Origin of the sequence: Sphingopyxis sp., from assembly GCF_016704835.1 — a bacterium.
Taxonomy (GTDB): domain Bacteria; phylum Pseudomonadota; class Alphaproteobacteria; order Sphingomonadales; family Sphingomonadaceae; genus Sphingopyxis.
In genome coordinates this window covers 1,099,690-1,125,143 of the sequence record NZ_JADIZJ010000001.1, presented here as the reverse complement: position 1 = coordinate 1,125,143, position 25,454 = coordinate 1,099,690, and the positions used below count along the sequence as shown (strand labels likewise).

General features: G+C 64.2%; 22 protein-coding genes. 7 read left to right on the top strand and 15 right to left on the bottom strand.

The genetic code is table 11. The features are described from left to right. Positions 1–8: 8 nt before the first annotated feature. From IPF76_RS05585 to IPF76_RS05575, 3 genes are all read left to right on the top strand, one after another. Positions 9–1,211, top strand: a complete 1,203-nt coding sequence (locus tag IPF76_RS05585; protein WP_293840699.1) for a serine hydrolase domain-containing protein — start codon at positions 9–11, stop codon at positions 1,209–1,211. Between the two features lie 17 nt (positions 1,212–1,228). Further along, positions 1,229–3,262: a 3-hydroxyacyl-CoA dehydrogenase NAD-binding domain-containing protein gene (locus IPF76_RS05580; RefSeq protein ID WP_293840696.1), complete on the top strand. Its 2,034-nt coding sequence runs from the start codon at positions 1,229–1,231 to the stop codon at positions 3,260–3,262. A 153-nt stretch (positions 3,263–3,415) separates the two neighbouring features. Next, positions 3,416–3,643 carry a hypothetical protein gene (locus tag IPF76_RS05575; protein ID WP_293840693.1) on the top strand — a complete coding sequence of 76 codons (228 nt, stop codon included), beginning with the start codon at positions 3,416–3,418 and terminating at the stop codon, positions 3,641–3,643. Here the strand turns inward: IPF76_RS05575 and mmsB are convergent, their stop codons facing one another. The 9 genes from mmsB to IPF76_RS05530 all read right to left on the bottom strand — a co-directional run bounded on the left by mmsB (position 3,644) and on the right by IPF76_RS05530 (position 11,325). Continuing rightward, the gene (gene mmsB, locus IPF76_RS05570; protein WP_293840690.1) at positions 3,644–4,519 is read right to left on the bottom strand and encodes a 3-hydroxyisobutyrate dehydrogenase; all 876 of its coding nucleotides are present in this window, start codon (positions 4,517–4,519) and stop codon (positions 3,644–3,646) included. A 1-nt stretch (position 4,520) separates the two neighbouring features. Then, the gene (locus tag IPF76_RS05565; protein WP_293840687.1) at positions 4,521–5,303 is read right to left on the bottom strand and encodes an enoyl-CoA hydratase-related protein; all 783 of its coding nucleotides are present in this window, start codon (positions 5,301–5,303) and stop codon (positions 4,521–4,523) included. 96 nt (positions 5,304–5,399) lie between these two features. After that, on the bottom strand, positions 5,400–6,446 hold the full coding sequence (locus tag IPF76_RS05560; protein ID WP_293840684.1) for an enoyl-CoA hydratase/isomerase family protein: 1,047 nt from the start codon (positions 6,444–6,446) through the stop codon (positions 5,400–5,402). After that, complete coding sequence (locus IPF76_RS05555) at positions 6,443–7,588, bottom strand: acyl-CoA dehydrogenase family protein (protein ID WP_293840681.1); 1,146 nt, start codon at positions 7,586–7,588, stop codon at positions 6,443–6,445. The genes IPF76_RS05560 and IPF76_RS05555 overlap by 4 nt, the downstream gene beginning before the upstream one ends. A gap of 2 nt (positions 7,589–7,590) precedes the next feature. Continuing rightward, positions 7,591–7,986 carry a RidA family protein gene (locus tag IPF76_RS05550; protein ID WP_293840678.1) on the bottom strand — a complete coding sequence of 132 codons (396 nt, stop codon included), beginning with the start codon at positions 7,984–7,986 and terminating at the stop codon, positions 7,591–7,593. Continuing rightward, complete coding sequence (locus IPF76_RS05545; RefSeq protein ID WP_293841950.1) at positions 7,979–8,281, bottom strand: I78 family peptidase inhibitor; 303 nt, start codon at positions 8,279–8,281, stop codon at positions 7,979–7,981. The genes IPF76_RS05550 and IPF76_RS05545 overlap by 8 nt, the downstream gene beginning before the upstream one ends. Before the next feature lie 23 nt (positions 8,282–8,304). Beyond that, a complete protein-coding gene (locus IPF76_RS05540) occupies positions 8,305–8,829 on the bottom strand; it encodes a hypothetical protein (protein WP_293840675.1) in 525 nt (174 codons plus the stop codon). Positions 8,830–8,876: 47 nt separating this feature from the next. Then, positions 8,877–9,746, bottom strand: coding sequence for a polysaccharide deacetylase family protein (locus IPF76_RS05535; protein WP_293840672.1), 870 nt, complete (start codon positions 9,744–9,746; stop codon positions 8,877–8,879). Positions 9,747–9,822: 76 nt separating this feature from the next. Then, positions 9,823–11,325, bottom strand: a complete 1,503-nt coding sequence (locus tag IPF76_RS05530) for a CoA-acylating methylmalonate-semialdehyde dehydrogenase (protein WP_293840669.1) — start codon at positions 11,323–11,325, stop codon at positions 9,823–9,825. A 67-nt stretch (positions 11,326–11,392) separates the two neighbouring features. On the opposite strand from IPF76_RS05530, the gene IPF76_RS05525 reads away from it, so the two are divergent. After that, the gene (locus IPF76_RS05525; protein WP_366499140.1) at positions 11,393–12,307 is read left to right on the top strand and encodes a LysR family transcriptional regulator; all 915 of its coding nucleotides are present in this window, start codon (positions 11,393–11,395) and stop codon (positions 12,305–12,307) included. A 95-nt stretch (positions 12,308–12,402) separates the two neighbouring features. Here IPF76_RS05525 and IPF76_RS05520 read toward each other — a convergent pair whose 3' ends face one another. The 4 genes from IPF76_RS05520 to IPF76_RS05505 are packed head-to-tail and all read right to left on the bottom strand — an operon-like array spanning position 12,403 to position 17,251. Continuing rightward, positions 12,403–13,731, bottom strand: a complete 1,329-nt coding sequence (locus IPF76_RS05520; RefSeq protein WP_293840666.1) for a mannitol dehydrogenase family protein — start codon at positions 13,729–13,731, stop codon at positions 12,403–12,405. Next, positions 13,728–15,140, bottom strand: coding sequence for a glucuronate isomerase (gene uxaC / locus IPF76_RS05515; protein ID WP_293840663.1), 1,413 nt, complete (start codon positions 15,138–15,140; stop codon positions 13,728–13,730). The genes IPF76_RS05520 and uxaC overlap by 4 nt, the downstream gene beginning before the upstream one ends. Continuing rightward, the gene (locus IPF76_RS05510) at positions 15,137–16,453 is read right to left on the bottom strand and encodes an MFS transporter (RefSeq protein ID WP_293840660.1); all 1,317 of its coding nucleotides are present in this window, start codon (positions 16,451–16,453) and stop codon (positions 15,137–15,139) included. Before IPF76_RS05510 ends, uxaC begins: the two co-directional genes overlap by 4 nt. Positions 16,454–16,474: 21 nt before the next feature. Then, positions 16,475–17,251 (bottom strand): 2-keto-4-pentenoate hydratase, encoded by a 777-nt coding sequence (locus IPF76_RS05505; RefSeq protein ID WP_293840657.1) that lies wholly within the window; start codon positions 17,249–17,251, stop codon positions 16,475–16,477. Between the two features lie 181 nt (positions 17,252–17,432). On the opposite strand from IPF76_RS05505, the gene IPF76_RS05500 reads away from it, so the two are divergent. Next, a complete protein-coding gene (locus tag IPF76_RS05500) occupies positions 17,433–18,914 on the top strand; it encodes an altronate dehydratase family protein (RefSeq protein WP_293840654.1) in 1,482 nt (493 codons plus the stop codon). On the opposite strand, the gene IPF76_RS05495 is transcribed toward IPF76_RS05500, so the two are convergent. Together IPF76_RS05495 and IPF76_RS05490 are read right to left on the bottom strand one after the other, a co-directional pair. Beyond that, positions 18,911–20,515, bottom strand: a complete 1,605-nt coding sequence (locus IPF76_RS05495) for a family 43 glycosylhydrolase (protein WP_293840651.1) — start codon at positions 20,513–20,515, stop codon at positions 18,911–18,913. The genes IPF76_RS05500 and IPF76_RS05495 overlap by 4 nt on opposite strands. Positions 20,516–20,590: 75 nt before the next feature. Further along, on the bottom strand, positions 20,591–23,419 hold the full coding sequence (locus tag IPF76_RS05490; protein WP_293840648.1) for a TonB-dependent receptor: 2,829 nt from the start codon (positions 23,417–23,419) through the stop codon (positions 20,591–20,593). Between the two features lie 260 nt (positions 23,420–23,679). Between IPF76_RS05490 and IPF76_RS05485 the strand changes: the two genes are divergently transcribed. Beyond that, positions 23,680–25,056: a pectate lyase gene (locus tag IPF76_RS05485; RefSeq protein ID WP_293840645.1), complete on the top strand. Its 1,377-nt coding sequence runs from the start codon at positions 23,680–23,682 to the stop codon at positions 25,054–25,056. Next, complete coding sequence (locus IPF76_RS05480; protein ID WP_293840642.1) at positions 25,056–25,454, top strand: cupin domain-containing protein; 399 nt, start codon at positions 25,056–25,058, stop codon at positions 25,452–25,454. Before IPF76_RS05485 ends, IPF76_RS05480 begins: the two co-directional genes overlap by 1 nt.

Genomic DNA, 25,454 nt, shown 5'->3' with positions numbered 1-25,454 from the left:
GGATAGATATGGGCCACGGTTTCGATACGGCGCGGCTGGACCGCATTCCCGCCTTTCTCGAGGCCAAATATGTCGGCACCGGCCGCCTGCCGCACGCCGCCACCCTGGTGTCGCGGCACGGCGAGATCGCGCATTTGTCGTGCGTCGGCGAGGCGCGGCCCGGCGCCGCGCTGAAAGACGACGCGATTTTCCGCATCGCCAGCATGACAAAGCCGATCACCAGCATCGCGTTCATGATGCTGGTCGAGGAAGGCAAGGTCGCGCTGTCCGACCCGCTGGTGAAATATTGCCCCGAGTTCAAGGATACCGGCGTCTTCGTCGCGGGCGGCGGCAATGTGCCGTTCCTGACCCGCGCGCCGACGCACCCGATCCGCATGGTCGACCTGCTCCGCCACACATCGGGGCTGACCTATGGGTTTCAGGAGCGCACCCCGGTCGACGCCGCCTATCGCAAGGCGCGGATCGACGATTTCGACGCCGATTACACGATGGACAGCTTCATCACCGGCTTGGCGAAAATTCCGCTGCAGTTCGATCCCGGCGCGCACTGGAATTATTCGATGGCGACCGATGTGCTCGGCGCGGTGGTCGAGCGGATCGAGGGCAAGCCCTTTGCGCACGTTTTGCAGGAGCGTATCTTTGGCCCGCTCGGCATGGGCGATACCGGGTTCAAGGTGCCCGCCGATCAGCAGCACCGGCTGACCGACTGCTATATGTTCGATCCGGTCGAAACGATGAAACCCTTCGACAGCGGCGACAAGAGCCGCTGGGCGAAGGACCGCAGCTTTCATTCGGGCGGCGGCGGGTTGGTGTCGACGCTTGCGGACTATCACCGCTTCTGCCTGATGCTGCTCGGCGGCGGCGCGCTCGATGGCACGCGCATCATCAGCCGTAAGACGCTGGCGCTGATGACCGCAAACCATCTTGTCGGCGGCGGCGACCTTGTCCAGCACAGCGTCGGCATTTTTTCGGAGGCTGAAAATGCCGGGGTCGGCTTTGGCCTCGGCTTTGCGGTGAACGAAAGCCCGGCGCAGACGATGACCCCCGGGTCGGTCGGCGACTATTATTGGGGCGGCATGTTTTCGACCGGCTTCTTTGTCGATCCGGTCGAGGCAATCTGCATGGTGTTCATGACCCAGCTGATGCCTTCCTCCACCTATCCCGTGCGGCGCGAGGTCAAGACATTGGTCCACGCCGCGATCAACGATTGAACCAACAGGAGCCTGAAATGTCCGAAGACACCCCCGTTTCCGTCACGATGGAAAAAGACGGCGACGTCGCCGTCATCATCGTCAACAATCCGCCGGTCAACGCGCTCAGCTGGCACGTCCGTCAGGGGCTGGAGGATAATTTCGCCGCTGCGCTTGGCGACGACAGCGTAAAGGCGATCGTGCTGCGCTGCGCCGGGGCGACCTTTATCGCCGGCGCCGACATCAGCGAATTCGGCAAGCCGCCGCGCGGGCCCGATTTCAACGCCGTGCTCAACAGCATCGAAGCGGCGTCGAAGCCGGTGATCGCCGCGATCCACGGCACCGCGCTCGGCGGCGGTCTGGAAACCGCGCTTGTGTGTCATTATCGCATCGCGGTTCCGTCGGCGAAGCTCGGCGTGCCCGAGGTCAAGCTCGGCCTGCTTCCCGGTGCGGGCGGCACCCAGCGCCTGCCGCGCGTCGTCGGGGTCGAAGCCGCGGCGACGATGACCTCGACCGGCGATCCGCTGCCTGCTGCGAAAGCCAAGGAACTCGGCCTCGTCGATGAACTCGCGGGCGAAGAGAGCCTCGCCGCCGACGCGATCGCCTTTGCGCGTGCGAAGATCGCCGACGGCCCGCGCCCGACGCGCGAGCGCCGGGTGTTCGGCGACGTTGCGGTGATCGAGCAGCTCAAGACCGCCAACGCCAAGCGCTGGCGCGGGTTCGAGGCGCCCTATGCCAACCTCGCGTGCGTCGAGGCGGCGACACGCCTGCCGTTCGATGAAGGACTCGCCTTCGAGCGCGAGCAGTTCATGAAGCTGATGTTCGGCAGCCAGTCGGCAGCGCAGCGCCACATCTTCTTCGCCGAACGTCAGGCGGCGAAGATCGACGGTCTGCCCAAGGACACCCAGCTGCGCGACGTCAAGAAGGTCGGCGTCATCGGCGCGGGTACGATGGGCGGCGGGATTTCGATGAACTTCCTGCAGAAGGGTATCCCCGTCACGATCGTCGAAATGCAGCAGGATGCACTCGACCGCGGCGTCGGGGTCATCCGCAAGAATTACGATGCGTCGGCTGCCAAGGGGCGTTTCAAGCCCGAACAGGTCGATCAGATGATGGGCATCCTGACCCCGACGCTCAGCCTCGATGATCTCGCCGACTGCGACCTGATCATCGAAGCAGTGTATGAAAATATGGACGTCAAAAAGGACATATTCGGCAAGCTCGACAAGATCGCCAAGCCCGGCGCGATCCTGGCGTCGAACACCAGCTATCTGGATATCGACGAGATCGCGACCGCGACGAGCCGTCCCGGCGACGTGCTCGGCATGCACTTCTTCTCGCCCGCCAATGTCATGAAGCTGCTTGAGGTTGTGCGCGGCGAAAAGACCGCGCCCGACGCGCTGGCGACAGCGATGGCGATCGGCAAGAAGATCGGCAAGGTCGCGGTGGTCGCGGGCGTCTGCGACGGCTTTATCGGCAACCGCATGCTCAAGCCGCGCCAGATCGAGGCGATGAACCTGCTGATGGAAGGCGCCACCCCGGCGCAGGTCGACAAGGTCCATGTCGAATTCGGCATGCCGATGGGGCCGTTCCAGATGAGCGATCTCGCCGGGGTCGACATTGGCTGGCACCGCGATCCCAACCGCATCGAAAGCATCCGCGACGCGCTTTGCGCCGAGGGCCGCTGGGGCCAGAAGAAGCAGGCGGGGTTTTCTGACTACGACCACAAGCGCCAGCCGTCAGAAAGCGCCCGCGTCGCTGAGTTGATCGAAGAATATCGCACCAAGGCCGGGACGCAAAAGCGCGAGATCAGCGATCAGGAGATCATCGAACGCACCCTCTATCCGATGGTCAACGAAGGCGCTCTGATCCTGGCCGAAGGCAAGGCGCAGCGTGCAAGCGACATCGATGTCGTGTGGATTTATGGCTATGGCTGGCCGGTCTATCGCGGCGGCCCGATGTTCTGGGCCGGACTGGAAGGCACCGACAAGATCGTCGCGGCGCTCGAAAAGCACGGCTTCGAGATCGCGCCCCTGCTCAAGGAAAAGGCCGACGCGAAGAGCGGCTTCTAATCCCGCTTGCGATCACGAATAGCAGGCCGCCTGTCCCAGCGCGGGGCAGGCGGCCTTTGCTTTGGCGTGCCGCCGCCGCAGGTACGATCACATAATTGCGATTCAGGGTTAAAGCGCTGGTCACACCTGCCGTTACGGCAGAGCATGATCGCCATGTCGTTCCTCGCCCTGTTGCTGCTCACCGGCAGCGTCCCGGTCACCGCTCCGGTGGCGACACCGCCCGCGAGTGCGGTCGGCGTGGCGCGGGCGCGGATATTGGCGCCTGCCGAGGTGCGGCGGGTCGATGGACGGATCGAAGTGCGGACGGGCGACCGCCGCGCCCCGACTCAAGTGCATCGGGGCGAGCGGCGCGACGGGGGCGCGACGGCGGATTTTTATTGATCAGTCCTGCAACGTCTGGATAATCGCCGAAAAGTCGCGGCCGTCCTCGTCCGCCGCAACAAACACCTCATACAGTTCGCGCGCCTTCGCGCCCATCGGCACATCGGCGTCAACGCTCGCCGCAGCTTCCATCGCGAGACGCAGATCCTTGAGCATCAGCGCGGCGGCGAAGCCGCCATTGTAATCATTGTCGGCGGGCGTGGTCGGACCGACGCCGGGGAGCGGCGCATAGCTGGTCAGCGACCAGCATTGCCCCGACGACACGCTGGCAATGTCGAAGAATTTCTGTGGATCGAGCCCCAGCTTGAGCGCGAGCGCGAGCGTTTCGCACGTCGCGACCATCGAGGCGCCGAGGAGCATGTTGTTGCAGATCTTCGCCGCCTGTCCCGCGCCCGCGTCGCCCACGTGGATCACCGCCTTGCCCATCTGCGCCAGGATCGGCTGTGCGCGCGAAAAACCTTCGTCGGTGCCGCCGACCATGAAGGTCAGCGTCCCGGCATTGGCCGCTGCGATGCCGCCCGAGACGGGCGCATCGACCGCGACGAGACCCGCATGGGCGGCGGCTTCGATATTGCTCCGCGCCGTTGCGACGTCGATGGTCGAGCAATCGAGCAACAGGGTGCCGCCGGCGGCATACGGAAAAACGGCGTCCTGATATACCGCCGCGACATGCTTGCCTGCGGGGAGCATCGTCACCACCGCTTCGGCGCCGGTTACCGCCTCGGCGGCAGAAGCGGCCCGAGCACAGCCCGCCTCGACCGCGCGCGCGAGCGCCTCTTCGCTGAGGTCGAAGGCGCGCACCTCATGCCCTGCCTTCGCCAGATTCGCGGCCATCCCGCCGCCCATGTTGCCGAGTCCGATAAATGCGATTTTCATGTCAGCGCCCCTTCCACACGCCGTCGCGCTTCTCGATGAAGGCGGCCATGCCTTCGGCCTTGTCCTCGGTCGCAGCGAGGATCTGGAACAGGCGGCGTTCGTAGATCAGTCCTTGATCGAGAGTGGTTTCGAACGCGGCGTTGACCATGTCCTTGTTCACCATTGCGGCCATCGGCGCCATTGCGGCGATCGCCGTCGCGGTCTTCACCGCTTCGTCGATCAGTGTGCCGTGCTCGACGACGCGCGCGACAAGGCCCGAACGTTCGGCTTCGGCGGCGTCCATCATGCGGCCGGTGAGGCACATGTCCATCGCCTTTGCCTTGCCGATTGCGCGGGTCAGCCGCTGCGACCCGCCCATGCCCGGCGCGACGCCGAGCTTGATTTCGGGCTGGCCGAATTTCGCCTTTTCGCTGGCGATGATGAAGTCAGCCATCATCGCGAGTTCGCAGCCCCCGCCGAGCGCGAAGCCGTTGACTGCCGCGATCCACGGCTTGCGGATCTTCTTCACGAAATCGCTCGTCCATTTCGAGAAGAAATCCTCGAGGTAGAAATCGGACGCGGGCTTGTCGGCCATTTCCTTGATATCGGCGCCCGCGGCGAACGCCTTGTCGCCCGAGCCGGTGAGAACGGCGCAGCGCTGGCCGGGATCGGCCTCGAAGGCCGCGAAAGCTGCGATCAGGTCGTCGAGCACGCCTGAATTGAGCGCATTCAGTGCCTGCGGACGATTGAGCGTCACCAGCGTGACGGCACCGCGCGTTTCGACGAGGAGGGTATCGTAGGTCATGCTTATCATCTCCAGATTTTCGTCATGCCGAACTTGCTGCGGTATCCATTCCGGCGGCGCCTCCATGGATCCCGGTTCAAGTCCGGGGTGACGAAGTTAAGTGAGCGGGGTCCACTTTTCCTCATCGGGCAACGGCGCAAAGATCGCGTCGATCCAGTCGTCGGTGACGGCTTCGGGGGTCGGCGGATCCCATTTCGGACTGTTGTCCTTGTCGACGATCAGCGCGCGCACGCCTTCGAGGAAGTCGTGCATCTGAACGACGCGGCTGCCAATCGCATATTCCTGGCGCATTTGCTCGGCGAAGTCGTGCATTGCGCCGCCTTCCTTCAGCTGTCGGAGCGCGACCTTGCACGTCTGCGGCGATTTGCTGTGCAGCGCTGCAAGTTCCTTTTCGGCCCATTCGCCGCCGTCGGATTCGAGCGCTGCGAGGATATCCTCATAGGTGTCGCTGGCGAACAGCCGGTTGATCTTGTCGATCTGATGCGTGATCGCGGCGGGCGGTGCAGTGACCGACAATTCGCCCAATATCCCGCCGATTCGATCGGGGTGCGCGGCGATGCGCATCTTGGCTTCATCGAGCTTTTCGGATGGCAGATAGTGGGTCGCCAGCCCGAGCGCCAAACACTCAGCCCCGTCGAGCCGCGCGCCGGTGAGCGCGAGGAAGACGCCGACGCGGCCTTCGAGACGCGGGAGGTACCAGCCGCCGCCGACATCGGGAAACAGACCGATACCGGTTTCGGGCATGGCAAAGCGCGTATGCTCGGTCGCGACGCGAAATCTCGCCGGCTGCGAAATCCCGACCCCGCCGCCCATGGTAATGCCGTTCATGAACGCGACGACCGGCTTGGCATAAGTGAAGAGCAGATGGTTGAGGCGATATTCGGTGTGGAAGAAGGTGCGGGCTTCCTTGCCATCCTTGGCGCCGCTGTCCGCCAGCATGCGGATATCGCCACCGGCGCAAAAGCCGCGGCCTTCGCTATGGTCGATGATCACCGCCGCGACCGCGTCGTCATCGCGCCATTTCAGCAGCGCATCAATGATCGCCTTGCACATCGCGAGGTTGAGCGCGTGAATCGCCTTGGGACGGTTGAGCGAGATCCGGCCGATGCGGCCGTCGGTCGCGATGATGACATCTTCGGTCATTGGCGCAGCAAGTCCCTTCCAACGATCATCCGCATCACCTGGTTGGTGCCCTCGAGAATCGAATGAACGCGCAGGTCACGCCAGAAACGCTCGATCGGATAGTCACGCAAATACCCATATCCGCCGAACAGCTGAAGCGCGTCGTTGACGATCTTGCTGCCATTGTCGGTCGCGAGACGCTTCGCCATCGCCGAGAAGCGTGACTTGTCGGGGGCGTTCGCGGTGACCTTGGCCGCCGCCATGTAGAGCAGCGCGCGCGCGGCCTCGAGGTCGGTCGCCATGTCGGCGAGCATGAACTGCGTGTTCTGGAAATCGGCGATCGGCTGCCCGAACTGCTGACGGTCCTTGGTATAGGCGACCGCTTCGTCGAGGCAGCGCTGCGCGCCGCCCAACGAGCAGGCGCCGATATTGAGGCGGCCGCCGTCGAGCCCCGCCATTGCGAAGCGGAAGCCGTCGCCCTCGGCGCCGACCAGATTTTGGGCTGGCACGCGGCAATCCTCGAAGATCACTTGCGCGGTTGGCGAGGCGTTCCAGCCGAGCTTTTTCTCGGGCGCGCCAAAGCTGAGCCCCGGCGTGTCCTTTTCGACGACGAGGCAGCTGATCCCCTTCGACTTTTCCTCGCTGGTGCGGACCATGCAAACGTAAATGTCATTATAGCCGGCGCCCGAGATGAACTGCTTGGTGCCGTTGAGCACATAATGGTCGCCATCGCGCTTCGCCGTCGCCTTGAGCGCCGCGGCGTCGGACCCCGAGCTGGGCTCGGTCAGGCAATAGCTGGCGATCTTTTCCATGCTGACGAGATCGGGCAGGAAGCGCGCCTTGATCTCTGCCCCGCCGAAGCGGTCGATCATCCAGGTCGCCATATTATGGATCGAGATATAGGCGCTGGTCGCGGGGCAGCCATAGGCCATCGCCTCCATGATCAGCGCCGCTTCCATCCGGCCCAGCCCAATGCCGCCCGATTCCTCCGCCACGTAAATGGCGCCGAAACCCAGTTCGCCCGCGGCTTTCCAGACATCGACGGGATAATGATGTTTTTCGTCCCATTCGGCCGCGAAGGGCGTGATGCGGTCGGCGGTGAATTTGCGCGCCATATCCTGAATGGCAAGTTGGTCGTCGGTAAGCTGGAACTGGTCGGTCATGGTCATTTCTCGATGATGGCTTCGGCTTCGATTTCGACTTTCCATTCGGGCCGGATCAGCGCCGGCACAACCAGCATCGTCGATGCCGGACGGATGTTTTTGAATGCCGATCCGTGCGCAAGGCCGACAAGGTCGGCGTCGGCGGCGTCGGTGATGTACATGCGGGTGCGCACGACATCGGCGAAGCTGCCGCCGAGCGCCTCGAGCGCCTCGCCGATGATCGCGATGCAGCGCGCCGCCTGTGCCCCTGCGTCACCGGGGGTCGAGGTGCCGTCGGGCTCGATCGGCGCGCAGCCGGCAACGTCGATCCGGCTGCCGACCCGAACCGCGCGGCTGTAACCGTAGAGCGGTTCGAAGGGCGACGCCGAGCTATGGTTGCGGCGTGTCGAATCAGCCACAGCTGATACGTTCGATGTTGAGCGCATCGTCGTAGGAGACAGTCAGCCGGTCGGGGCGGAAATCCATGGTGACCGCGGTGCGCGGCGGAACCCAGCGCAGCGTGCGTGCGCCGCTGCCCTTGAGCAGTTGGGCGCCGACATCGGCGGTTGCGGTCTGGCCGACGAGCGATTGCACCGCGTCGGCGTTGCATGCGGCCTCGGCGGGCGGGGTTGGGGTCGATTCGACGGGCGGCCGCTCTTGCGTGCAAGCGGCAAGCGGCAGCACGGCGGCAATGGCTAACAAGCGAAGGTCCATCATGAGTCTCCCTTTCAAAACCATCAGGTGCAGCGCGTATAGCGCATCGGACCCGCCGCGGCACCCTCGCCCTCGTCGCGGCGCACCAGCGTCTTGCCGCCATCGGCAAGGCCCAGTTGCATCCGGCGATCCCATTCGATGCCTTCGCCGCTGAACTTGTAATCGGCAACGATGCGGCCGGCGTCGCTCTCGCGCACCCGCGCGAGTTCGCCGTGCGATTCGTGAAAGCGCAGGTTCGCCGCGTCGATCACCAGCGCAGTCAGATCGGTCCCCGGGCGCTTGGGGCAGTCGCTCGCGTCAAGCGCCCAGCGGCCCCGGATGGCGGTCGGGATCGTGTTGCCGTCGGCCGCCGTTTCGGCGCCAGGCTTGGCAGGCGGCGCGTCGGCCGCTTGGGCCATGTCCGCATCGACGGTCGTGTCGGCGGATGCCGGGCGCTCAGCCGTTCGCGGCGGCGCAATCGCTGCCTTGTCTTCGGATTCGCGGCTGTCGTCACCGCCGCTGCACGCGGCGAGCAGCAGCAATGTCGCGGGAAGCATCAGACGGGTCATCGACAATCTCCTTCGACAGGAGAAATGCCCGGTGCGGCGAGTGGGTTTCATTCGGCGTCGCTTTCACCGAGCACCTTGTCGCGAAACACCGCGGTCGCAAGGTCGGTCTGGTTATAACGATACCAGCGCGGCGCGGGCACCCCGGCTTGCCAAGCCAGAGCCTCGGTGAGGGTGCCGTTGGCCGAAGGGGTGTCAGGCATCGCGTTGCCGATGGGGTCGGCGTAAGCAGTGTCGGCGCTGACGACCGTCCAGCCGGCCTTGCGCAGCGCACGCACCAGATCGCCGATATAAAGCGCCGCGAGGTCGGTTTCGTGGAGCAGCATCGTTTGTACCGGCTGACGCCCGGTGACGCGCTGCAGCATCGCATCGGCGAAGTCGGCCGCCTCGACATGCCAGGTGACATACAGATCGCCGAGCGCCTTGCGGTCGATCGGCTTGCCGGTCTTCGCCGCCTCGCGGGTCAGTGCTTCGAGGTGCCAATCCGACGATTCCGCGGTGACATAGCCGTTGCGAAGCCCGCGTGCGACGAGGCCGGTGCGAAGCGCATCGCGCTTTACCTTGTCTTTCCCGCCCTCGTCCAGAAAGGGAAAGCGGAACCACGGGCGATAGCCGGGGCGATCCTTGAGCCACGCAGCTGCTGCGTCGATGTCGGCGAGATAGGCCGCGGTATCGGTCGTGCTGAGGCGCGGATGGCTGTTGCTGTGGTTCGCGATGACGTGACCCGCGGCGACATAGGCGGCGATACGTTCCGCTCCGCCAACGCCGTCGCCATGGCCGATCGCGCCCGGATTGACGAAAAAGACCGCCTGTGGGGCGTTTGCCTCCTTCAGTTCGACGACGATGCGCTGCGTGCGCTCATCAGGCGTGAAGAAAGCCCCGCGTGCGCGCGGGACGTCATCAAACGACAGCGCGATCATTTTCTGCGCTGCCGCCGGGACCGGCAGCAGCAGCAGAATCAACAGAGGCAGAAGCAGCCGCCGCAGCAAAGCGGCGTCAGCCCATTGTCGGAATGACGAACGCGTTGGCGGCGTCGCCAGCCCCACCCACCCCATCGGGCCAGCGCTGGGTGATCGTCTTGACCTTGGTCCAGAATTTCACACCCTCCATGCCGTGCTGGTTGGTGTCGCCGAACGCCGAACGCTTCCAGCCGCCGAAGCTGTGATAGGCGACGGGCACCGGGATCGGCACGTTGATGCCGACCATGCCGACGTTGACGCGCGCGGCGAATTCGCGCGCGGCGTGGCCGTTGCGGGTGAAGATCGCGACGCCATTGCCGTACTGGTGCTTCGATGGCAGCGCGAGGGCTTCCTCGAAATTGGCGGCGCGGACGATCTGCAGCACCGGGCCGAAGATCTCTTCCTTGTAGCTTTCCATGTCGGTGGTGACATGGTCGAACAGCGTCGGGCCGATGAAGAAGCCCTTTTCATGGCCCTGGAGCGAAAAGCCGCGGCCGTCGACGACGAGTTCGGCGCCTTCGTCGGCGCATTTCTGGATCCAGCCTTCGACCTTTTCCTTGTGCGCCTGCGTCACGACGGGGCCGTAATGCGCCTCGGCATCGGTCGACACCCCGACGCGCAGCGCCGCGATCGCGGGGATCAGCTTTTCGCGCAGGCGCTCGGCGGTGTCGTCGCCGACGGGGACAACGACTGGCAGCGCCATGCAGCGTTCGCCCGCCGACCCGAAGGCGGCGCCGGTGAGGTCATTGACGACCTGATCGAGATCGGCGTCGGGCATGACAATGCCGTGATTCTTGGCCCCGCCCATCGCCTGGACGCGCTTGCCGTTGGCGACGCCGCGATTGTAGACATAATGCGCGATGTCCGACGAGCCGACGAAGCTGACCGCGCCGATGTCGGGATGATCAAGGATCGCGTCGACCATTTCCTTGTCGCCGTGGACGACCTGGCAGATGCCCTCGGGAAGGCCGGCTTCGCGGAACAGTTCGGCGAGGCGCACAGGGACCGACGGGTCGCGCTCGCTCGGCTTGATGATGAAGGCGTTGCCCGTCGCGATCGCAACGCCCGACATCCACAGCGGGATCATCGCGGGGAAGTTGAACGGCGTGATGCCCGCGCCGATGCCGATCGGCTGGCGCATCGAATAGACGTCGATGCCGGGCCCTGCGCCCTGCGTATATTCGCCCTTCAGCACATGCGGGATGCCGCAGCAAAATTCGATGACTTCAAGGCCGCGCTGGATGTCGCCCTTTGAATCGGCGATCACCTTGCCATGCTCGCTCGACAGCATGTGCGCGAGCGCGTCCATATTCGCTTCGACGAGGCGCTTGAATTCGAACATTACACGCGCGCGGCGCTGCGGGTTGGTCGCCGCCCAGCCGGGCTGCGCCGCCCTCGCCGCGGCGACGACGCGATCGAGCAGGGCCGCATCGCCGAGCGCGACCTGCGCCTGCACGCTGCCATTATTGGGGTCGAACACGTCGCCCTGACGGGCGCTGCCAGCGGCTGAGCCGACGATATGGTGATCAATCTGTCGCATGTTCGAGTCTCCCGTTTCTGGTTGCCGTTGCAACAGACGATGTGCGCGTCATTTGCAAGGGATAGACTTGCAGCAACAACCTGCATATTTGCAGGGCATGGATTGGGATAACCTGCAAATATTCCTGACAGTCGCCAGGCAAGGCACCCTCGCGCGTGCCGCTCAGGCGCTTCAGATCGATGCCACGACAGTCAGCCGCAGGGTGAGCGCACTGGAAAGCGCGTTGCAACAGACATTGTTCGAACGCGCGCCAAGCGGTTTCATTCCAACGGCCGCTGGCCGCGCGCTGGTCCCGCATGCGGAGGCGATGGCGGCGGCCGCAGCGCGGATCCATCTGGCCGAGAGCGGCGCGGGACTGTCGGGACAGTTGCGGGTCAGCGTCTCGGAGGGTTTCGGGGGCAGCTTCATCGCGCCGCGACTGGCACGTTTCACGAGCGCCCACCCCGAAATCGAGCTCGATCTGGTCGCATCATCGGGCTTTTTGAATCCGTCGCGGCGCGAGGCCGATATGGCGGTGCTGCTCGCGCGGCCCCGCAAAGGCCCGCTGATCACGCGCAAGCTGTCCGACTATAGTCTTGGTCTCTATGCCCCTGCCGACCGCGGCGACTGGCGGGATGCCGCAACGGCCATGCCGCTGTCACGCGCCGGAATTCCGGTGATCGGCTATATGCCCGACATCCTTTATGCGCCCGAACTCGACTATCTGGGTGAGATCGAACCGGGACTGCGTGCCAATGTGCGCTCCTCGTCGATCCTGGCTCAGCTGCGGATGATCGCGGGGGGCGCGGGGGTCGGCGTTCTCCCCTGCTTCCTTGCGGCGGGCGATCAAGGGCTGGTGCGGGTGCGCTCCGATCAGACCATTGGCCGCAGCTTCTGGCTCGCACTCCACCGCGACGTCGCGCCGCAGCCGCGCATCAGGGCGTTCATCGACTGGTTGGACACCGAGGTCAGGGAAAGTCGGGGGTTATTGGTTCCGGGCTGAGTCCCGCCGTCATTGCGAGCAAAGCGAAACGATCCCGCGCCACTTACGCAACTCTGGATTCCGGCCTCGCCTTCGGCCCCTCGCAATGACGACGCTTAGCCAGCGGTTTCCGGTCGCCATTCGGAGGCGATCAGTCCGCTTTCGCCGAACAATTTTGCCATTGCATCCGGACCCGCCGCCGCTTCGCGCAGCTTCTCGCCAAGCGGATCGTCGATCGGGTGATCGCTGCGCAGAAAGTTGATCCAAGCCGTGATCGCGGCGTCGAGCGACGGGCAGCGTGCCCCGCGCGCCTGATGCCACGCCAGCGTTTCCAGCCAGCGCTGCGGAACCTTCTGGCTGCCGTCCATCGCGATCTGGATCAGCCGGTGGTTCAGCGCGGGATTGGCAAATCGGTCGAGCAGCGCGTCAGCATAAGCGGCAAGGTCCTGCCCCGGCGCGGCGTCGATCGTGGGCGCAGCCTCGTTGCGCATCAGCCGCTCGATGACCGGGCGAATTTCGGGATCGGCGACCGCCTGATGGACAAAGTGATGACCCCGCCCCAGACCGATATAAGCGAGCGCCGAATGCGCACCGTTGAGCATCCTGAGCTTGACGGTTTCATAGGGCGCGATGTCGGCGACGAGCTCGACGCCGACGGCCTCCCAGCGCGGGCGAGGGCCGGCGAAATCATCTTCGATCACCCATTGGCTGAAACCCTCGGTGACCACCGCGCCTTCATCGCGGACGCCGATTTCGGTTGCGATTGCCGCAAGGTCGGCGTCGGTGGTCGCCGGGACGATGCGGTCGATCATCGTTGCCGCGCAGCGGCATTCGGTATTGAACCAGTCGACCAGGTCGGGGTGCGCGGCGGCGAGATATTGCCGCATAAGCGCCCGCAGCACCGCGCCATTGCCCGCGAGATTGTCGCAGCTGAGCAAGGTCAGGCCGGGCAACCCGGACGCGTGGCGCGCGGCGAGGCCAGCGCCAACGAAGCGATAAAGGCTCGACGGCCCCCTGGCGGCCGCCTGATCGAGCGCGCCGCAGGGACCCCGCAAATAGCCCTTTTCGGTCACGGTGAAGCTGACGACATGCGTCGTCGGAGCGGCGATGGCGTCGATCACGGCTTGCGGATCGTCAGCCGCGACCAGCACCCGCTGCACGGCGCCGATGAGACGCAGATCGGTTCCCGCCGTGCTGCGGGTGCTGACTGTATAGAGCCCGTCTTGCGGGTTGAGCTGCGCCGCGACGTTGCCCGAGCGCAGCGACACGCCGATGATGCCCCAGTCGCGGTCACCCGCGTTCATCACGTCGTCGGTGTACACCGCCTGATGCCCGCGGTGGAAGGCGCCAATACCGATATGAACGATGCCCGCCGCTTGCGCGGCGCGATCATAAGCCGGCACCTGCACCGACGCAGGGAGCGGCGTGTCGGGGCCAAGTCTCACAGCTTGTAGGCCGACTTCGCGAGATTATAGCTCAGGTCAGCTGCAAGTTCGGCCGCCTCCCATTCTTCCATCCGGTGCTCGGCAACGAGCTGCGCCAGAAAGCCGCAGTCGAGGCGCCGTGCGACATCGTGACGCGCGGGAATCGAAAGGAAAGCGCGGGTGTCGTCGTTAAAACCGACCGTATTGTAAAAGCCCGCGGTCTCGGTCATCTGGTTCCGGAACCGGCGCATGCCTTCGGGACTGTCGTGGAACCACCAGGCGGGGCCGAGTTTCAGCGCCGGATAATGGCCCGCAAGCGGCGCGAGTTCGCGCGCATAGCTCGTCTCGTCGAGGGTGAAGAGGATGATCGTCAGCGCCGCTTCATTGCCATAACGGCCGAGCAACGGGCGGAGCGCATGGACATAGTCCGTTGCGGTGGGAATATCGGCGCCCTTGTCGCGGCCGTAGTGGTCGAACAGCCAGCGGTTGTGGTTGCGGAAGGCGCCAGGATGGATCTGCATGACCAGCCCGTCGTCGAGGCTCATCCCCGCCATCACCGTCAGCATATGGGCGCGGAACTGTTCGGCATCGGCGGGGCTGACTTCGGCGCGCGTGACGCGCGCGAACAACGCCTCGGCTTCGAACTTCGACAGATCCGCCGTCGCGGCGGTCGGATGGCCGTGATCGGTAGACGTGGCCCCCATGCTGGCGAAGAACGCTCGGCGGTCACGATGCGCGGCGAGATAGCCCGCGTAGCTATACGCATCCTCGCCCGACAGGTCGGAGAAACGCGCGAGACTGACGTAGAAATCCCCGAACTCGGGATCGACGACCGGGTCGGGGCGATAGGCGGTGATGACGCGCCCAGCCCATTCGCCGCTGACGTTCGCAGCGCGGATCACGGCGTGATGATCGAGCGTATCAAGCGGACTTTCGGTCGTCGCGATCACCTCGATCCCGAAGCGATCGAACAAAGCGCGCGGGCGAAAAGCATCGGTCGCCAGCGCCTCGGTGATGCGGTCGTAATAGAGGTCCGACGTCGCCGCCTCGAACTGCACGTCGATTCCGAATGCTTCGGCAAATACCCAGTCCATCCACATCCGCGACGGGGTGCCGCGGAAGAGATGGTAATTTTGGGCAAAGAGCCGCCAACTCTCGCGCGGGTCGGCATCCGGATTGCCGATGCCGAGTGCGTCGAGCGATATTCCCTGCGAATAAAGCATCCGGAACACATAATGATCGGGGTGGAGCAGCAGCTCGGCGGCGTTGCCGAACGGCATATTATCCGCAAACCATGCCGGATCGGTGTGGCCGTGCGGGCTGATGATCGGCAGGTGCGCGACCGCGACATAAAGCCGCCGCGCGATGGCGCGCTGCGCCGGGTCGGACGAGAACAGCCGGTCGGGATCCAGGGTCAGCGGGCGCGTCATGCGGGGGTGGCCGCACTTTCGATCCGTACCGGCGACAGCTTCGGGCTGAGCAGGTGAACCGCGAGCACTGCGAGGAAATAGACCGTTGTGCAGGCGGCAAAGATCAGCGTGTAGTTTCCGTCCGTCGCGTCGAGCACCAGCCCGGTCGATTTCGCCATGATCATACCGCCGATCCCGCCCATGAAGCCGCCGAGCCCGATCACCGATCCAACCGCACGTTTGGGGAACATGTCTGGCGGAATCGACAGGATCGTCGACGAGAAGGCCTGATGCCCGGCGAGCGCGATGCCGATCAGCACCACCGCGAGCCACATATTTTCGAGCCCCGTCACGAACAAAAGCGGCAAGACGCACAGCCCCGCCCCGATCATCGTGATCTTGCGCGCGAAATTGACGCTGTGGCCGTTTTGAATCAGCTTTGACGAGGTCCAGCCGCCGACGATGCTGCCGACATCGGAGAGCAGGTACATGATGATCATCGGCAGCAGCACGATCTTGAGGTCGACGTCATAGGTCGAGGCGAAATATTTGGGCAGCCAGAACAGCATCAGGAACCACACCGGGTCGGTCAGGAATTTGGCGATCGCAAACGCCCAGGCTTCGCGCTTGGTGACGATTTTCGACCACCCGAGGCGTTCGACCTGTTCGGGCGGGTCATGTTCGATCCACGCGAGCTCGGCCTCGCTGACCTTCCCGCTTTCGCGCGGGTTGCTGTAGAGCCAGAGCCACAGGACCAGCAGGACGATCCCGAAGGCGCCGCTGTAGATGAAGGTTTGGCGCCAGTCGAAGCCCATCCAGATCATGAACAGCCAGATTGTCGGCGCAGTCAGGATCACCCCGACCGTTGTCGCACTGTTGACCCAGCCGATTGCGTAGGACCGCTCCTTTTGCGGAAACCATTCGCTGCTGGCGCGAACGACCGAAGGGAAATGCCCCGCCTCGCCCACCCCCAGTACGATGCGCGCCGCCATGAACGAGACGACCGACCCTGCAAAGCCATGCGCAACATGGCCGATCGTCCAGATGGTAATTGCAATGGAGTAGCCGATCTTGGGACCGAAGCGGTCGATCAGCCAGCCCATAAGCAGAAAGCCGAGCGCGTAGGCGGCCTGGAACGCGGTGACAATGTTGCCATAATCATTCTCGCTCCATCCCAGCTCGTTGCCGAGCACGGGAGCGAGCAGGCCGAGCATCGTGCGGTCGACATAGTTGACCGTCGTCGCGGCAAAGAGCAGCGCTATGATCAGCCAGCGGTAACGCCCCTCCCGCGGCACGGGCAGCCCCGCACCTCCGTTCGCGATTGCCTGTGCCATCCAGTCTCTCCCATTATGGTTTTAGTAGCCGGTAATCGCGCAGCCGACGCGAACTTTTCCGTCGAACAGCGCTTCGGCACGTTGGCCCACCGAGATTTCATGCACCCCGGTAACCGCGCCCGCCGACACCCATGTGCCGGGAGCGATGGCGATGCCGCGCGCGCGCAGGGAGCGGATCAGGAAGAGCGCCGACCCGAATGGGCCGTCGAGCATCGTCTCCATCGTCGCCTGCCCCACCACTGCGCCGTCGATTGTCATTTCGACCGGCATGGTGATCAGCTCGCGGTCGCGCCAGTCCGGGATTTGCGGGCCGAGAACCAGCCCCTTGTTGTTGCCATAGTCCGACGCGGTGACTGCGGGGCCGTGGCGATTGATGTCGGGAAAGGGCGAACTCGCGATCTCGATCCCGGTGCGCACCTCGGTAATGCAGTCGCGAACCGATCGAATGTCATGGTCGCAGGCGCCGACGTCGCCCAGGCACAGAAGCACTTCCGCTTCGGCCGCGGCAAAGCCGTCCGCATAAACCGGCATGACCGCTCCGTCGGCCGCAATCTCGTCGGCAAAAATCGGTCCGGCGATGCGATCGATGCCGTAGCGTGCAACCAGTTCGGGTGCGACCCGCCCGACCTTCCAGCCGCCGACACGGCGACCGTCCAAACCGATGGCCGCGCTCTGGATCGCATAGGCATCGGCCAAGGTCGCGGGCATCGCACCGGGATACAAGGTAAGCGGTGTCTTTTCGGCGCGCGCGGCCAGAAAGGCGCGGGCGATCATTTCTTGTTCGGGGGTTGCCAGCATCTTTATGATTTCCCTCTTCCGCGAAACCGTCTAAGAGACACCGGTGTCAAAAGCAAGCGAATAGCTGTTAGCAGTCACAGTTTGGCGGCTTTGGCGGCGACACGGTTCATCTGGCTCGCCCCGGCAAAAGCGAGGAAGGCGGGGGCAATATGGGGCGACGAACGACAGTGCAAAACGGCAGATGACCGATGCGATCCGAATCCACGCGGCCGACAATGTCGCCACCGCGCTGGCCGACCTGTCAGCGGACCGCCCGCTGGCCGTCGGCTCGCAGCGCCTGACCACCACCGAAGCGATTGCGCGCGGCCACAAGCTGGCGCTGGTCCCGATCGCGCGGGGCGCCAGCGTGATCAAATATGGCTTTGCGATCGGCACCGCGACTGCCGACATCGCCGCAGGCGCGCACGTCCATAGCCACAATCTGGGCACCGCGTTGACCGGCTGCGACGACTATATCTATGCGCCGACGAGCGCTGCCGCCCCATCGGCTCTCCCCCCGCACAGCTTCATGGGTTATGCCCGTGCCGACGGGCGCGTCGGCACGCGCAACGAAATCTGGATCCTGCCGACGGTCGGCTGCGTCGGAAATCTGGCGGCGCGCGTCGCGCGCGTCGCGGGGACGCGCGCCGCCGGGCGCGTCGATGGCATCCATGCCTTCAAGCACCCCTTCGGCTGCTCGCAACTCGGCGACGATCTGGGCCACACACGCGCATTGCTCGCGGCTCTGGCGCAGCATCCCAACGCGGGTGGGGTGCTGATCGTCGGGCTGGGCTGCGAGAGCAACCAGCTGACCACATTGCTCGATACCATTCCCGCGGGCCGCCGCGGCCATATCCGCACCCTGTCGGCGCAGACGGTCGAAGACGACGAAGCGGCATGCCTGACTTTAGTCGAGGAATTGGTCGATGGCTGCGCCGATACGCCGCGCACCCCCGCGCCGCTGTCGGCGCTCACACTTGGAGTCAAATGCGGCGGGTCGGACGGGCTGTCGGGCTTGACCGCCAACCCGTTGGTTGGGCGGATGGCCGATGCCGTCGCGGCGGCGGATGGAAAGGTGATCCTCACCGAAATCCCCGAAATCTTCGGCGCCGAACGGCTGCTGATGGACCGCGCGGTGTCGCCTGACGTCTTCGACCAGGCAGCGCGCCTGGTGCAGGATTTCAAGGCCTATTTCACCCGCAACGGCGAGCCAGTGAGCGAGAACCCCTCGCCCGGCAATATTGCTGGCGGGATCACGACGCTCGAAGAAAAATCGCTCGGCGCGGTGCAGAAGGGCGGGCAAGCGCCGCTGGTCGATGTCCAGCGTTACGGCGGCGAGGCGACATTGCCCGGACTGACGCTGTTGGAGGCCCCCGGCAACGACGCGGTCTCGTCGACCGCGCTCACGGCGGCGGGCGCGACGATTATCCTGTTCACCACCGGCCGCGGCACCCCGCTAGGCTTTCCCGCGCCAACGCTCAAGATCGCCTCAAACCGCGAACTGGCCGCGCGCAAACCGGGGTGGATCGATTTCGATGCCGGGGTGGTGATCGGCGACGGCTTCGACGCGGCGTCGGACGCGCTTTTCGACCTGATCGTCGCCACCGCTTCGGGCCAGCCGACCCGCGCCGAGGCAAATGAGGAACGCGACATCGCGATCTGGAAAACGGGCGTCACGCTTTAGTCGACAGCACGGAAGGCAAAATTGCGGAATCGCGCCTCACCCGCCCCCGCCGAATAGAGGCCAGGGCGGAGCATCAGAAAACCGCCGCGGACATTGTGGTGATAGCCCGAAACCTCCATGCCGCGATCAAACCTTGTCCACGTCTTCCCGCTGTCGCCGCTGGTATCATAGGTGACGACATGGCGGTCGTTGGTTACCCGCATCCTCAGGCGTCTGCCATGCGGGTTGGCGGGGCGCGCGCGTTCGATGCCATATTGGTGGGTGACGAAGCGATCGCTGTCGAAGCCGAGCCCGCAATAGAGCCGATCGTCGTAGAAGAGGATCAGCCCCGCAGTGCCGCCAGGCGCAATCTCGATATCGCATTCGAACTGGTACGCCTGATCGCCCGCGATCAGCAGCAAGGGCGACGAATCAAAGGGCGCCTTGCCGCGCGCGGTCAGCACCAGCGCGCCATTCTCGACCCGCGCGCGGCTGCGCTCGTCGGTTGCCGGCTTGAAGAAATTCCATTTCGCACCGAGCGCCAGTGCTGCGAAATCGTCCGAAAGCGCCATCCCATGCGGCCCCGCGACGCCCTCTTTCGGCTTGGCGATCGGCCGCGACAGGTCGCCCCCGGTCATCCGGAACCAGCCGTCGTCGGTCCATTCGATCGGATCGAGCAACGCCTGACGGCCCAATGTCCAGTAGCCATTTTCGAACCCGTGATAAACGCTCCACCAGTCGCCCGCTGGTCCCTCTACCAAAGTCGCATGACCGCGCGACCACCATTTTTCAGCCGCCGAAGTGGTCCGAACGAGCGGATTCGCAGGGCAGTTTTCCCATGGCCCGTGGATCGATCTCGACCGCGCCGCGATGACCATATGGCCTGTCGGCGGACCTGCGGTGCCGCCGACGGCGGTGAGCATGTAGTAAAAGCCATTGCGCCGCGTGATCTTCGGCCCCTCGGGCGCGAAACCCTCGACGACCCAATCGACGGGATAGCGCCACGGATCATAGACATGTTCGGGATCGCCGATGCGGCTGAGGCCGTCGTCGGACAGCCGCACCCGGTCGCCGCCCGACAGGAACAGCCAGCGCGACCCGTCTTCGCCGACCGCATGGCCGGGATCGATGTGGTTGGGGAGATGCAGGTCGACGGGATCGCTCCACGGCCCCGCGATCCGGTCGGCCCAGATGACCCAGCTTGTGTTCGGACCCTTGGTCGGGATGTAGAGGAAGTAGCGCCCGCCATGCTTGCATAATTCGGGCGCCCACACCGATCCGATATTCCGCGTCAGCGCGGGGCCGATCGGGCGCCAGTTTACCAGATCGCGCGAATGCCAGATGACCAGCCCCGGATAGGATTCAAAGGTCGAAAAGGTCATATAATAGTCGGCGCCGTCCTTCAGGATCGACGGGTCAGGATGGTCGCCGGCCATGATCGGATTGAGGAAACGCCCGTCGCCGAGGTCCGCCTTGCGCTGGCCGTCGAATCCCTTTGCCCAGGGCGGGACTGTCGGCGTCAGTGCCGCGGAAGCCAGAGCCGAAGCTCCAGTCAGTCCAGACAGGCCAGTTGCCACAAAGCCGGTCCCGGCGAGTTTGAGCATATCACGGCGATCGGTCATTTTGGTCTCCTCGAAACAGAAAGGCCCGGCCCCCGCAAGCGAAGACCGGGCCTCACCGGGACGACTCCTTGCGCGTCAAATCTTGACGCGCGCACCGAACAGGAAGGTGCGACCGAAGTGGTTGTTCTCGTAATTGCGGTCGGCATCGATGTCGGTGAAACGATAGCGATATTCGTCGGTCAGGTTGATACCCTCGATCGACAATTCGATATTATCGGTGATTGCATAGCGCATCGAAGCATCGACGTTGATCGTCGAACCATAGCCTTCGAACACATTGCCGGTACCACTGTTGGCGTCGGCATAACGGCTGCGATAGCTGATCGAGGCGCGAGCACTGAACTTGCCGTCATCATAATAGAGCGTGCCGTTGTAAGCGCGCTTCGACAGGTTGAACAGCGTGCCGTTGCGGATCGCGCCAACATTGGCGCCGCCAGGGACGATCGAGGGACCTGCGACCGAATAATCGGCGTCGGAGTCGACAAAAGTCGCGTTGGCAATTCCGCCGAAGTTCGACAGAAAGCCCGGCAGGAACGTGAAAGGTGCCTGTAGCGACACTTCAACGCCCTTCAGGCTGGCGCCCTCGCCGTTGCCGATCGAGTTGATCGTCCACAGCTGGCCTTCTGGATTGATCGCGGCCGGGCTGCTCGGCGGGATAATCGACGTCGGCAGGCCGGTCGAGGCAAAGGTGCCGCTGGTCGTCGTCGACACCGGGAAGCTCGCAATATCCTTTTTGAACAAGGCGACCGAAAAGATCGATTGCGGCGCGAAATACCATTCAAAGGCAAGATCGTAAGAGGTTGCACGGAACGGATCGAGGAATGGATTGCCATAGTTGATGCGGTAGTTGAACCCGTCGACCGACCCACCGGGGGTCAGGTTGCCGAGCGTCGGACGTGTCATCACATCGGCGACTGCGGCGCGAATGATGACGTCATCGTGCGGAAACAGCGCGAGGTTCATCGACGGCAGCCAGTCTTCATAGCTGCGCTCGACCGTCACCGCCGCTCCGCTGCTCAGCCCGCTAGACGTCTGGTCGGTGTGGACATAGCGCAGCCCGGCGTTGAGCGCGTAGCGCAGGCCGCCGAGCTCGCCCTTGGCATCGAACTGCAGATAGCCGCCCTTGACCTCTTCGCGTACGCTGCGGTTGTTGCCGGCGTCGAGCGCGGGGGTACGGTTATAAAGGCCGGTAAAGGCCGTCCCCGCTTCGAGGTTGGGGACGAGCCATTCGGTCGTGGTGCCCGCGGGCTGCCCCGCCTTGCCAAGCGTGAACATCTCAGCGAGCGACGCGGTGACAGGGAAACCGTAGACGGCGGCCGGGCCGAACGCCGAAGATGGCGAACAGGCGAGCGTGCCGAGGACGCGGTCGACCCCGCCATTGCCGCATACCACGGTGTCGCGGGTGAAGGCGATGCTGGTAAAGTCGAACCGGCGATAGACCGCGCCCGCCTTGACCGTGAAGCCATCGGCGACATCCCATTCAGTGCGCAACTGCGCGGTGCGGAACTTGTTCTCGACCTCTGATGGGCGATCCCGGATTTCGGCGAGCTGAAAGTTCGCCGGATCGGTCACGCTGGTGCCAAAAGTCAGCACCGGACGCGCCATATTGCTATAGTCGTAGCGATAATCCTGCGCGTCGCGGTCGTCGAAGACGAGCGTGGTCTCAAGCGGAATCGACGCGGTCGATTTCGACAGGCCCCCAAGCAGGGTGAAGCGGAAATTGTCGCTGACATCTTGATCCCAACTGCCGCCGAACTGGTAGAACTCCGTCTTCGCCTGGCGCAGATAATGCTCGGTGCGCACCCACGCATCGTCGAGCGTTGCCGAGATCAGATTATTGTCACCGTCAATCTCGTAGTCGCTGACATTGATCGAGCGTTCGTTGCTGCGCAGCAGCACCTCGCCCCAGCGCTCGCGGCGCTGGTGCTTGAAGCTGGAATAAAGGCCGTCGAGCGAAATCTTGGTCGCGTCGGTCGGCGCGAACTGGATCGATCCGGTGATCCCAAGGCGTTTTTTGTCGTGCGCAATTTCACCATAGCGCGGGATGCGCGGATGGAATGCGAGCGAGACTTCATTGCAAGCCGCGCTCGGCACATAGGTGCCGCCGGCATTGTTGGTCGTCCAGCAGGGCGTGCCATCAACCGAGTCGAATCGCGCCTGCGCCCAGCGCACCGAGTTGTTTCCGAGTTCGAGCGTCTTCTGGTCCGAATAGGCCGCCGATACGGCAAATCCCAGCGTGCCCGCATCGTTGACCCAGCTGAGCAAACCCGCGACCCGTGGACCGGCCTTTTCGGACAGGTCGTTATAGCTCGCCTGCGCCGACAGCGCGGCGGTGAAGCCGCTCTTGCCCGCCAACGGATTGCCGGTGTTGAGGTCGACGACCGCGCCGAGCGACCCTTCGTCGAGTTCGGCCGACGCGGTCTTGTGGACGACGATCGAACTGAACAGTTCGGAGGCAAAGACGTTGAAGTCGAAAGCGCGGTCACGGTTTGCCGAGGCGCCGTCCGTTGAGGTCGCGACGGTTTCGAGCCCGTTGACGCGGACGCGGGTGAATTGCGAGCCCAAGCCGCGCACCGTGATGCCGCGTCCTTCGCCGCCGTCGCGCTGAATGGTGATACCGGGAATACGCTGCAGCGATTCAGCAAGGTTCTGGTCGGGGAATTTGGCGATATCTTCAGCGACGATCGCATCGACCGCGGCGACCGACTCGCGCTTCACATCGAGCGCCTTGTCGAGCGAGGCGCGGAAGCCGGTGACGACGATTTCGTCTTCGGTCGCGACCGTATCGTTCGCGTCGGACGCCGCATCCTGCGCGTGGGCCGGCGAGACCGCGAGCGCCGCAAGCGAAGCGCCGCACGCCAACTTCGTCAAAGCGCGAAGGCTCCGCGTTGCATGAATAGCCATTATCATCCTCCCTTGATCGGCCGAAATTCCTGCTGAAGCAAGAAATGACACCGGTTACTTTGCGAGACCAGACAAATCGGCGCGATCGCCTGGCCAGAAATTTTTTGAGAGTGATGATGGCGCCGTCGCCTGTTGCGACTGGCTGCCCAATCCCCTCTCCCTCGAAATAATTTATCGTTGACCGATTGGGGTAACCGGTGTCAGGAAGATAGGGGGATTGGAACGGCCGTGTCAATACCCCAATGAAATGGAGAGACGGGATGCCCAAAAAACCTTGGCTGGCTGCGCTTTTTTTGGCGCTGGCACTATCTGCGAGCCCGGCATCCGCTGCCGCAACCGCGCCGCTGGCGTTCCCCGGCGCGGTCGGTCCTGCCGCCCACACCGTCGGCGGACGCGGCGGCCAGATCCTGCGCGTCACGACGCTTGCGCCCGATGGCCCGGGATCACTGAAGGCGGCGATCGAAGCCCCGGGGCCGCGGATCATCGTGTTCGAGGTTGGCGGCGTGATCGACATGGGGCGCACGACGATCAGCGTGACCCATCCGTTTCTGACGATCGCCGGCCAGACCGCGCCCGGACCGGGGATCACCCTGATTCGCACTGGCATCGACGTGAAGACGCATGACGTCGTGATCCGCCACCTGCGCATCTATACCGGGGTCGACGGCCAGCCGAAACGCAGCGGGTGGGAAGCCGACACCTTTTCGACCGTCGCGGCGCATAATGTCATCGTCGATCATTGCACTTTAATGTGGGGGATCGACGAAAATATGTCGGCGTCCGGCCCGCGCTTCACGGGCAAGACGGTGGCCGAATGGCGCGCCGGGACCAGCCGTAACATCACCTTTTCGAACAATCTCGCCGCCGAGGGCCTGGCCGATGCAAGCCATCCCAAAGGCGAACATAGCAAGGGATCACTGATCCACGACAATGCGACCGGGATCGTCTTTTACCGCAATGTCTGGGCGCATAATGTCGAGCGCAATCCGCTGATCAAGGGCGGCGCGCAGGCGCTGATGGTCAACAACCTGATCTATAATCCGCAGCACCGCGCGGTGCATTACAACCTGATGAATCTCGAATGGGTCGGCCAGCCCTATGCGACCGGAGAGATTACCGCGGTGGGCAATGTGATGCGCGGTGGCAACGATACCGACGAAGGTCTGCCCTTCTTGATGCTCGGCGGCGACGGCGATCTCGCCTATTATGGCAAGGACAATCTGCTCGTTGATCGCCACGGCCAGCCGCTGCCCGAATTCGGCCGCTATGGCGAAACGCGCGCGCAATTGATTCGCGCCAAGACGCCGCTCGCGCCGCTGACGGGCTACAAGATCCTGCCGGTGCGCGATGTCGAAACGTCGGTGCTGGCGAGCGCGGGGGCGCGGCCGTGGGCGCGCGACGCTGAAGAGATTCGCGTGCTGTTTTTCGTTGCTGAAGGGCGCGGCGAGGTGATCGACGACGAGAAGGAAGTGAGCGCCTATCCCAAGGTTGCCCCGCCGGTGCGCACGACCTTTGTTGCTGCCGACTGGGATCTGACGACCATGGAACCGCGCTCGGGGCTCTATCCCGGCCAAACCGCGCCGATGCCGCAGGAACTCTTGTCGCCACGCGACCGCGCTTCGCGGGCAGCTCAGTGATGATGCGGCTCGCCGCGCTGCTCCTCACCGGAGCCGGGGCGCCCGCGATGATCGTGATCGACGAAGCAGCCACGGTGCGCGAAGAACCACCGCCGCACGGCGCGATCGGTATGTCCACCGCGTACCGGATCAGCGACAGTATCCCAGCGCCGCGCAGTTTTGAATTCCGCAAACGTGCGCTGCACGTTGGTGCCGCGATCGGCTTGCATCCGATCGATCACGACGAAATCTATTATGTCCTCTCAGGGACCGGCGTCGTCCATTCGGATGGCACGGAGAAAGAGTTGAAAGCGGGAATGGCGGCGTGGCTCTACAGCGGGGCAACGGTTGGCATCCGCCAGACCGGCGCCGACCCGCTGGTGCTGATCATCGCCTATCCGAATAAAGCGTCCCACTAA

Excerpts from the sequence above, each read along its gene's own strand:
- IPF76_RS05500 (WP_293840654.1), top strand. The coding sequence starts at position 17,433 with ATGACCGATGCGATCCGAATCCACGCGGCCGACAATGTCGCCACCGCG.
- IPF76_RS05485 (WP_293840645.1), top strand. The coding sequence starts at position 23,680 with ATGCCCAAAAAACCTTGGCTGGCTGCGCTTTTTTTGGCGCTGGCACTA.
- IPF76_RS05535 (WP_293840672.1), bottom strand. The coding sequence starts at position 9,746 with ATGATCGCGCTGTCGTTTGATGACGTCCCGCGCGCACGCGGGGCTTTC.
- uxaC (WP_293840663.1), bottom strand. The coding sequence starts at position 15,140 with ATGACGCGCCCGCTGACCCTGGATCCCGACCGGCTGTTCTCGTCCGAC.
- IPF76_RS05560 (WP_293840684.1), bottom strand. The coding sequence starts at position 6,446 with ATGACCGAAGATGTCATCATCGCGACCGACGGCCGCATCGGCCGGATC.
- IPF76_RS05505 (WP_293840657.1), bottom strand. The coding sequence starts at position 17,251 with ATGCTGGCAACCCCCGAACAAGAAATGATCGCCCGCGCCTTTCTGGCC.
- IPF76_RS05480 (WP_293840642.1), top strand. The coding sequence starts at position 25,056 with ATGATGCGGCTCGCCGCGCTGCTCCTCACCGGAGCCGGGGCGCCCGCG.
- IPF76_RS05510 (WP_293840660.1), bottom strand. The coding sequence starts at position 16,453 with ATGGCACAGGCAATCGCGAACGGAGGTGCGGGGCTGCCCGTGCCGCGG.
- IPF76_RS05530 (WP_293840669.1), bottom strand. The coding sequence starts at position 11,325 with ATGCGACAGATTGATCACCATATCGTCGGCTCAGCCGCTGGCAGCGCC.
- IPF76_RS05490 (WP_293840648.1), bottom strand. The coding sequence starts at position 23,419 with ATGGCTATTCATGCAACGCGGAGCCTTCGCGCTTTGACGAAGTTGGCG.
- IPF76_RS05565 (WP_293840687.1), bottom strand. The coding sequence starts at position 5,303 with ATGACCTACGATACCCTCCTCGTCGAAACGCGCGGTGCCGTCACGCTG.
- IPF76_RS05585 (WP_293840699.1), top strand. The coding sequence starts at position 9 with ATGGGCCACGGTTTCGATACGGCGCGGCTGGACCGCATTCCCGCCTTT.
- IPF76_RS05495 (WP_293840651.1), bottom strand. The coding sequence starts at position 20,515 with ATGACCGATCGCCGTGATATGCTCAAACTCGCCGGGACCGGCTTTGTG.
- IPF76_RS05575 (WP_293840693.1), top strand. The coding sequence starts at position 3,416 with ATGTCGTTCCTCGCCCTGTTGCTGCTCACCGGCAGCGTCCCGGTCACC.
- IPF76_RS05540 (WP_293840675.1), bottom strand. The coding sequence starts at position 8,829 with ATGACCCGTCTGATGCTTCCCGCGACATTGCTGCTGCTCGCCGCGTGC.
- IPF76_RS05555 (WP_293840681.1), bottom strand. The coding sequence starts at position 7,588 with ATGACCGACCAGTTCCAGCTTACCGACGACCAACTTGCCATTCAGGAT.
- mmsB (WP_293840690.1), bottom strand. The coding sequence starts at position 4,519 with ATGAAAATCGCATTTATCGGACTCGGCAACATGGGCGGCGGGATGGCC.
- IPF76_RS05545 (WP_293841950.1), bottom strand. The coding sequence starts at position 8,281 with ATGGACCTTCGCTTGTTAGCCATTGCCGCCGTGCTGCCGCTTGCCGCT.
- IPF76_RS05580 (WP_293840696.1), top strand. The coding sequence starts at position 1,229 with ATGTCCGAAGACACCCCCGTTTCCGTCACGATGGAAAAAGACGGCGAC.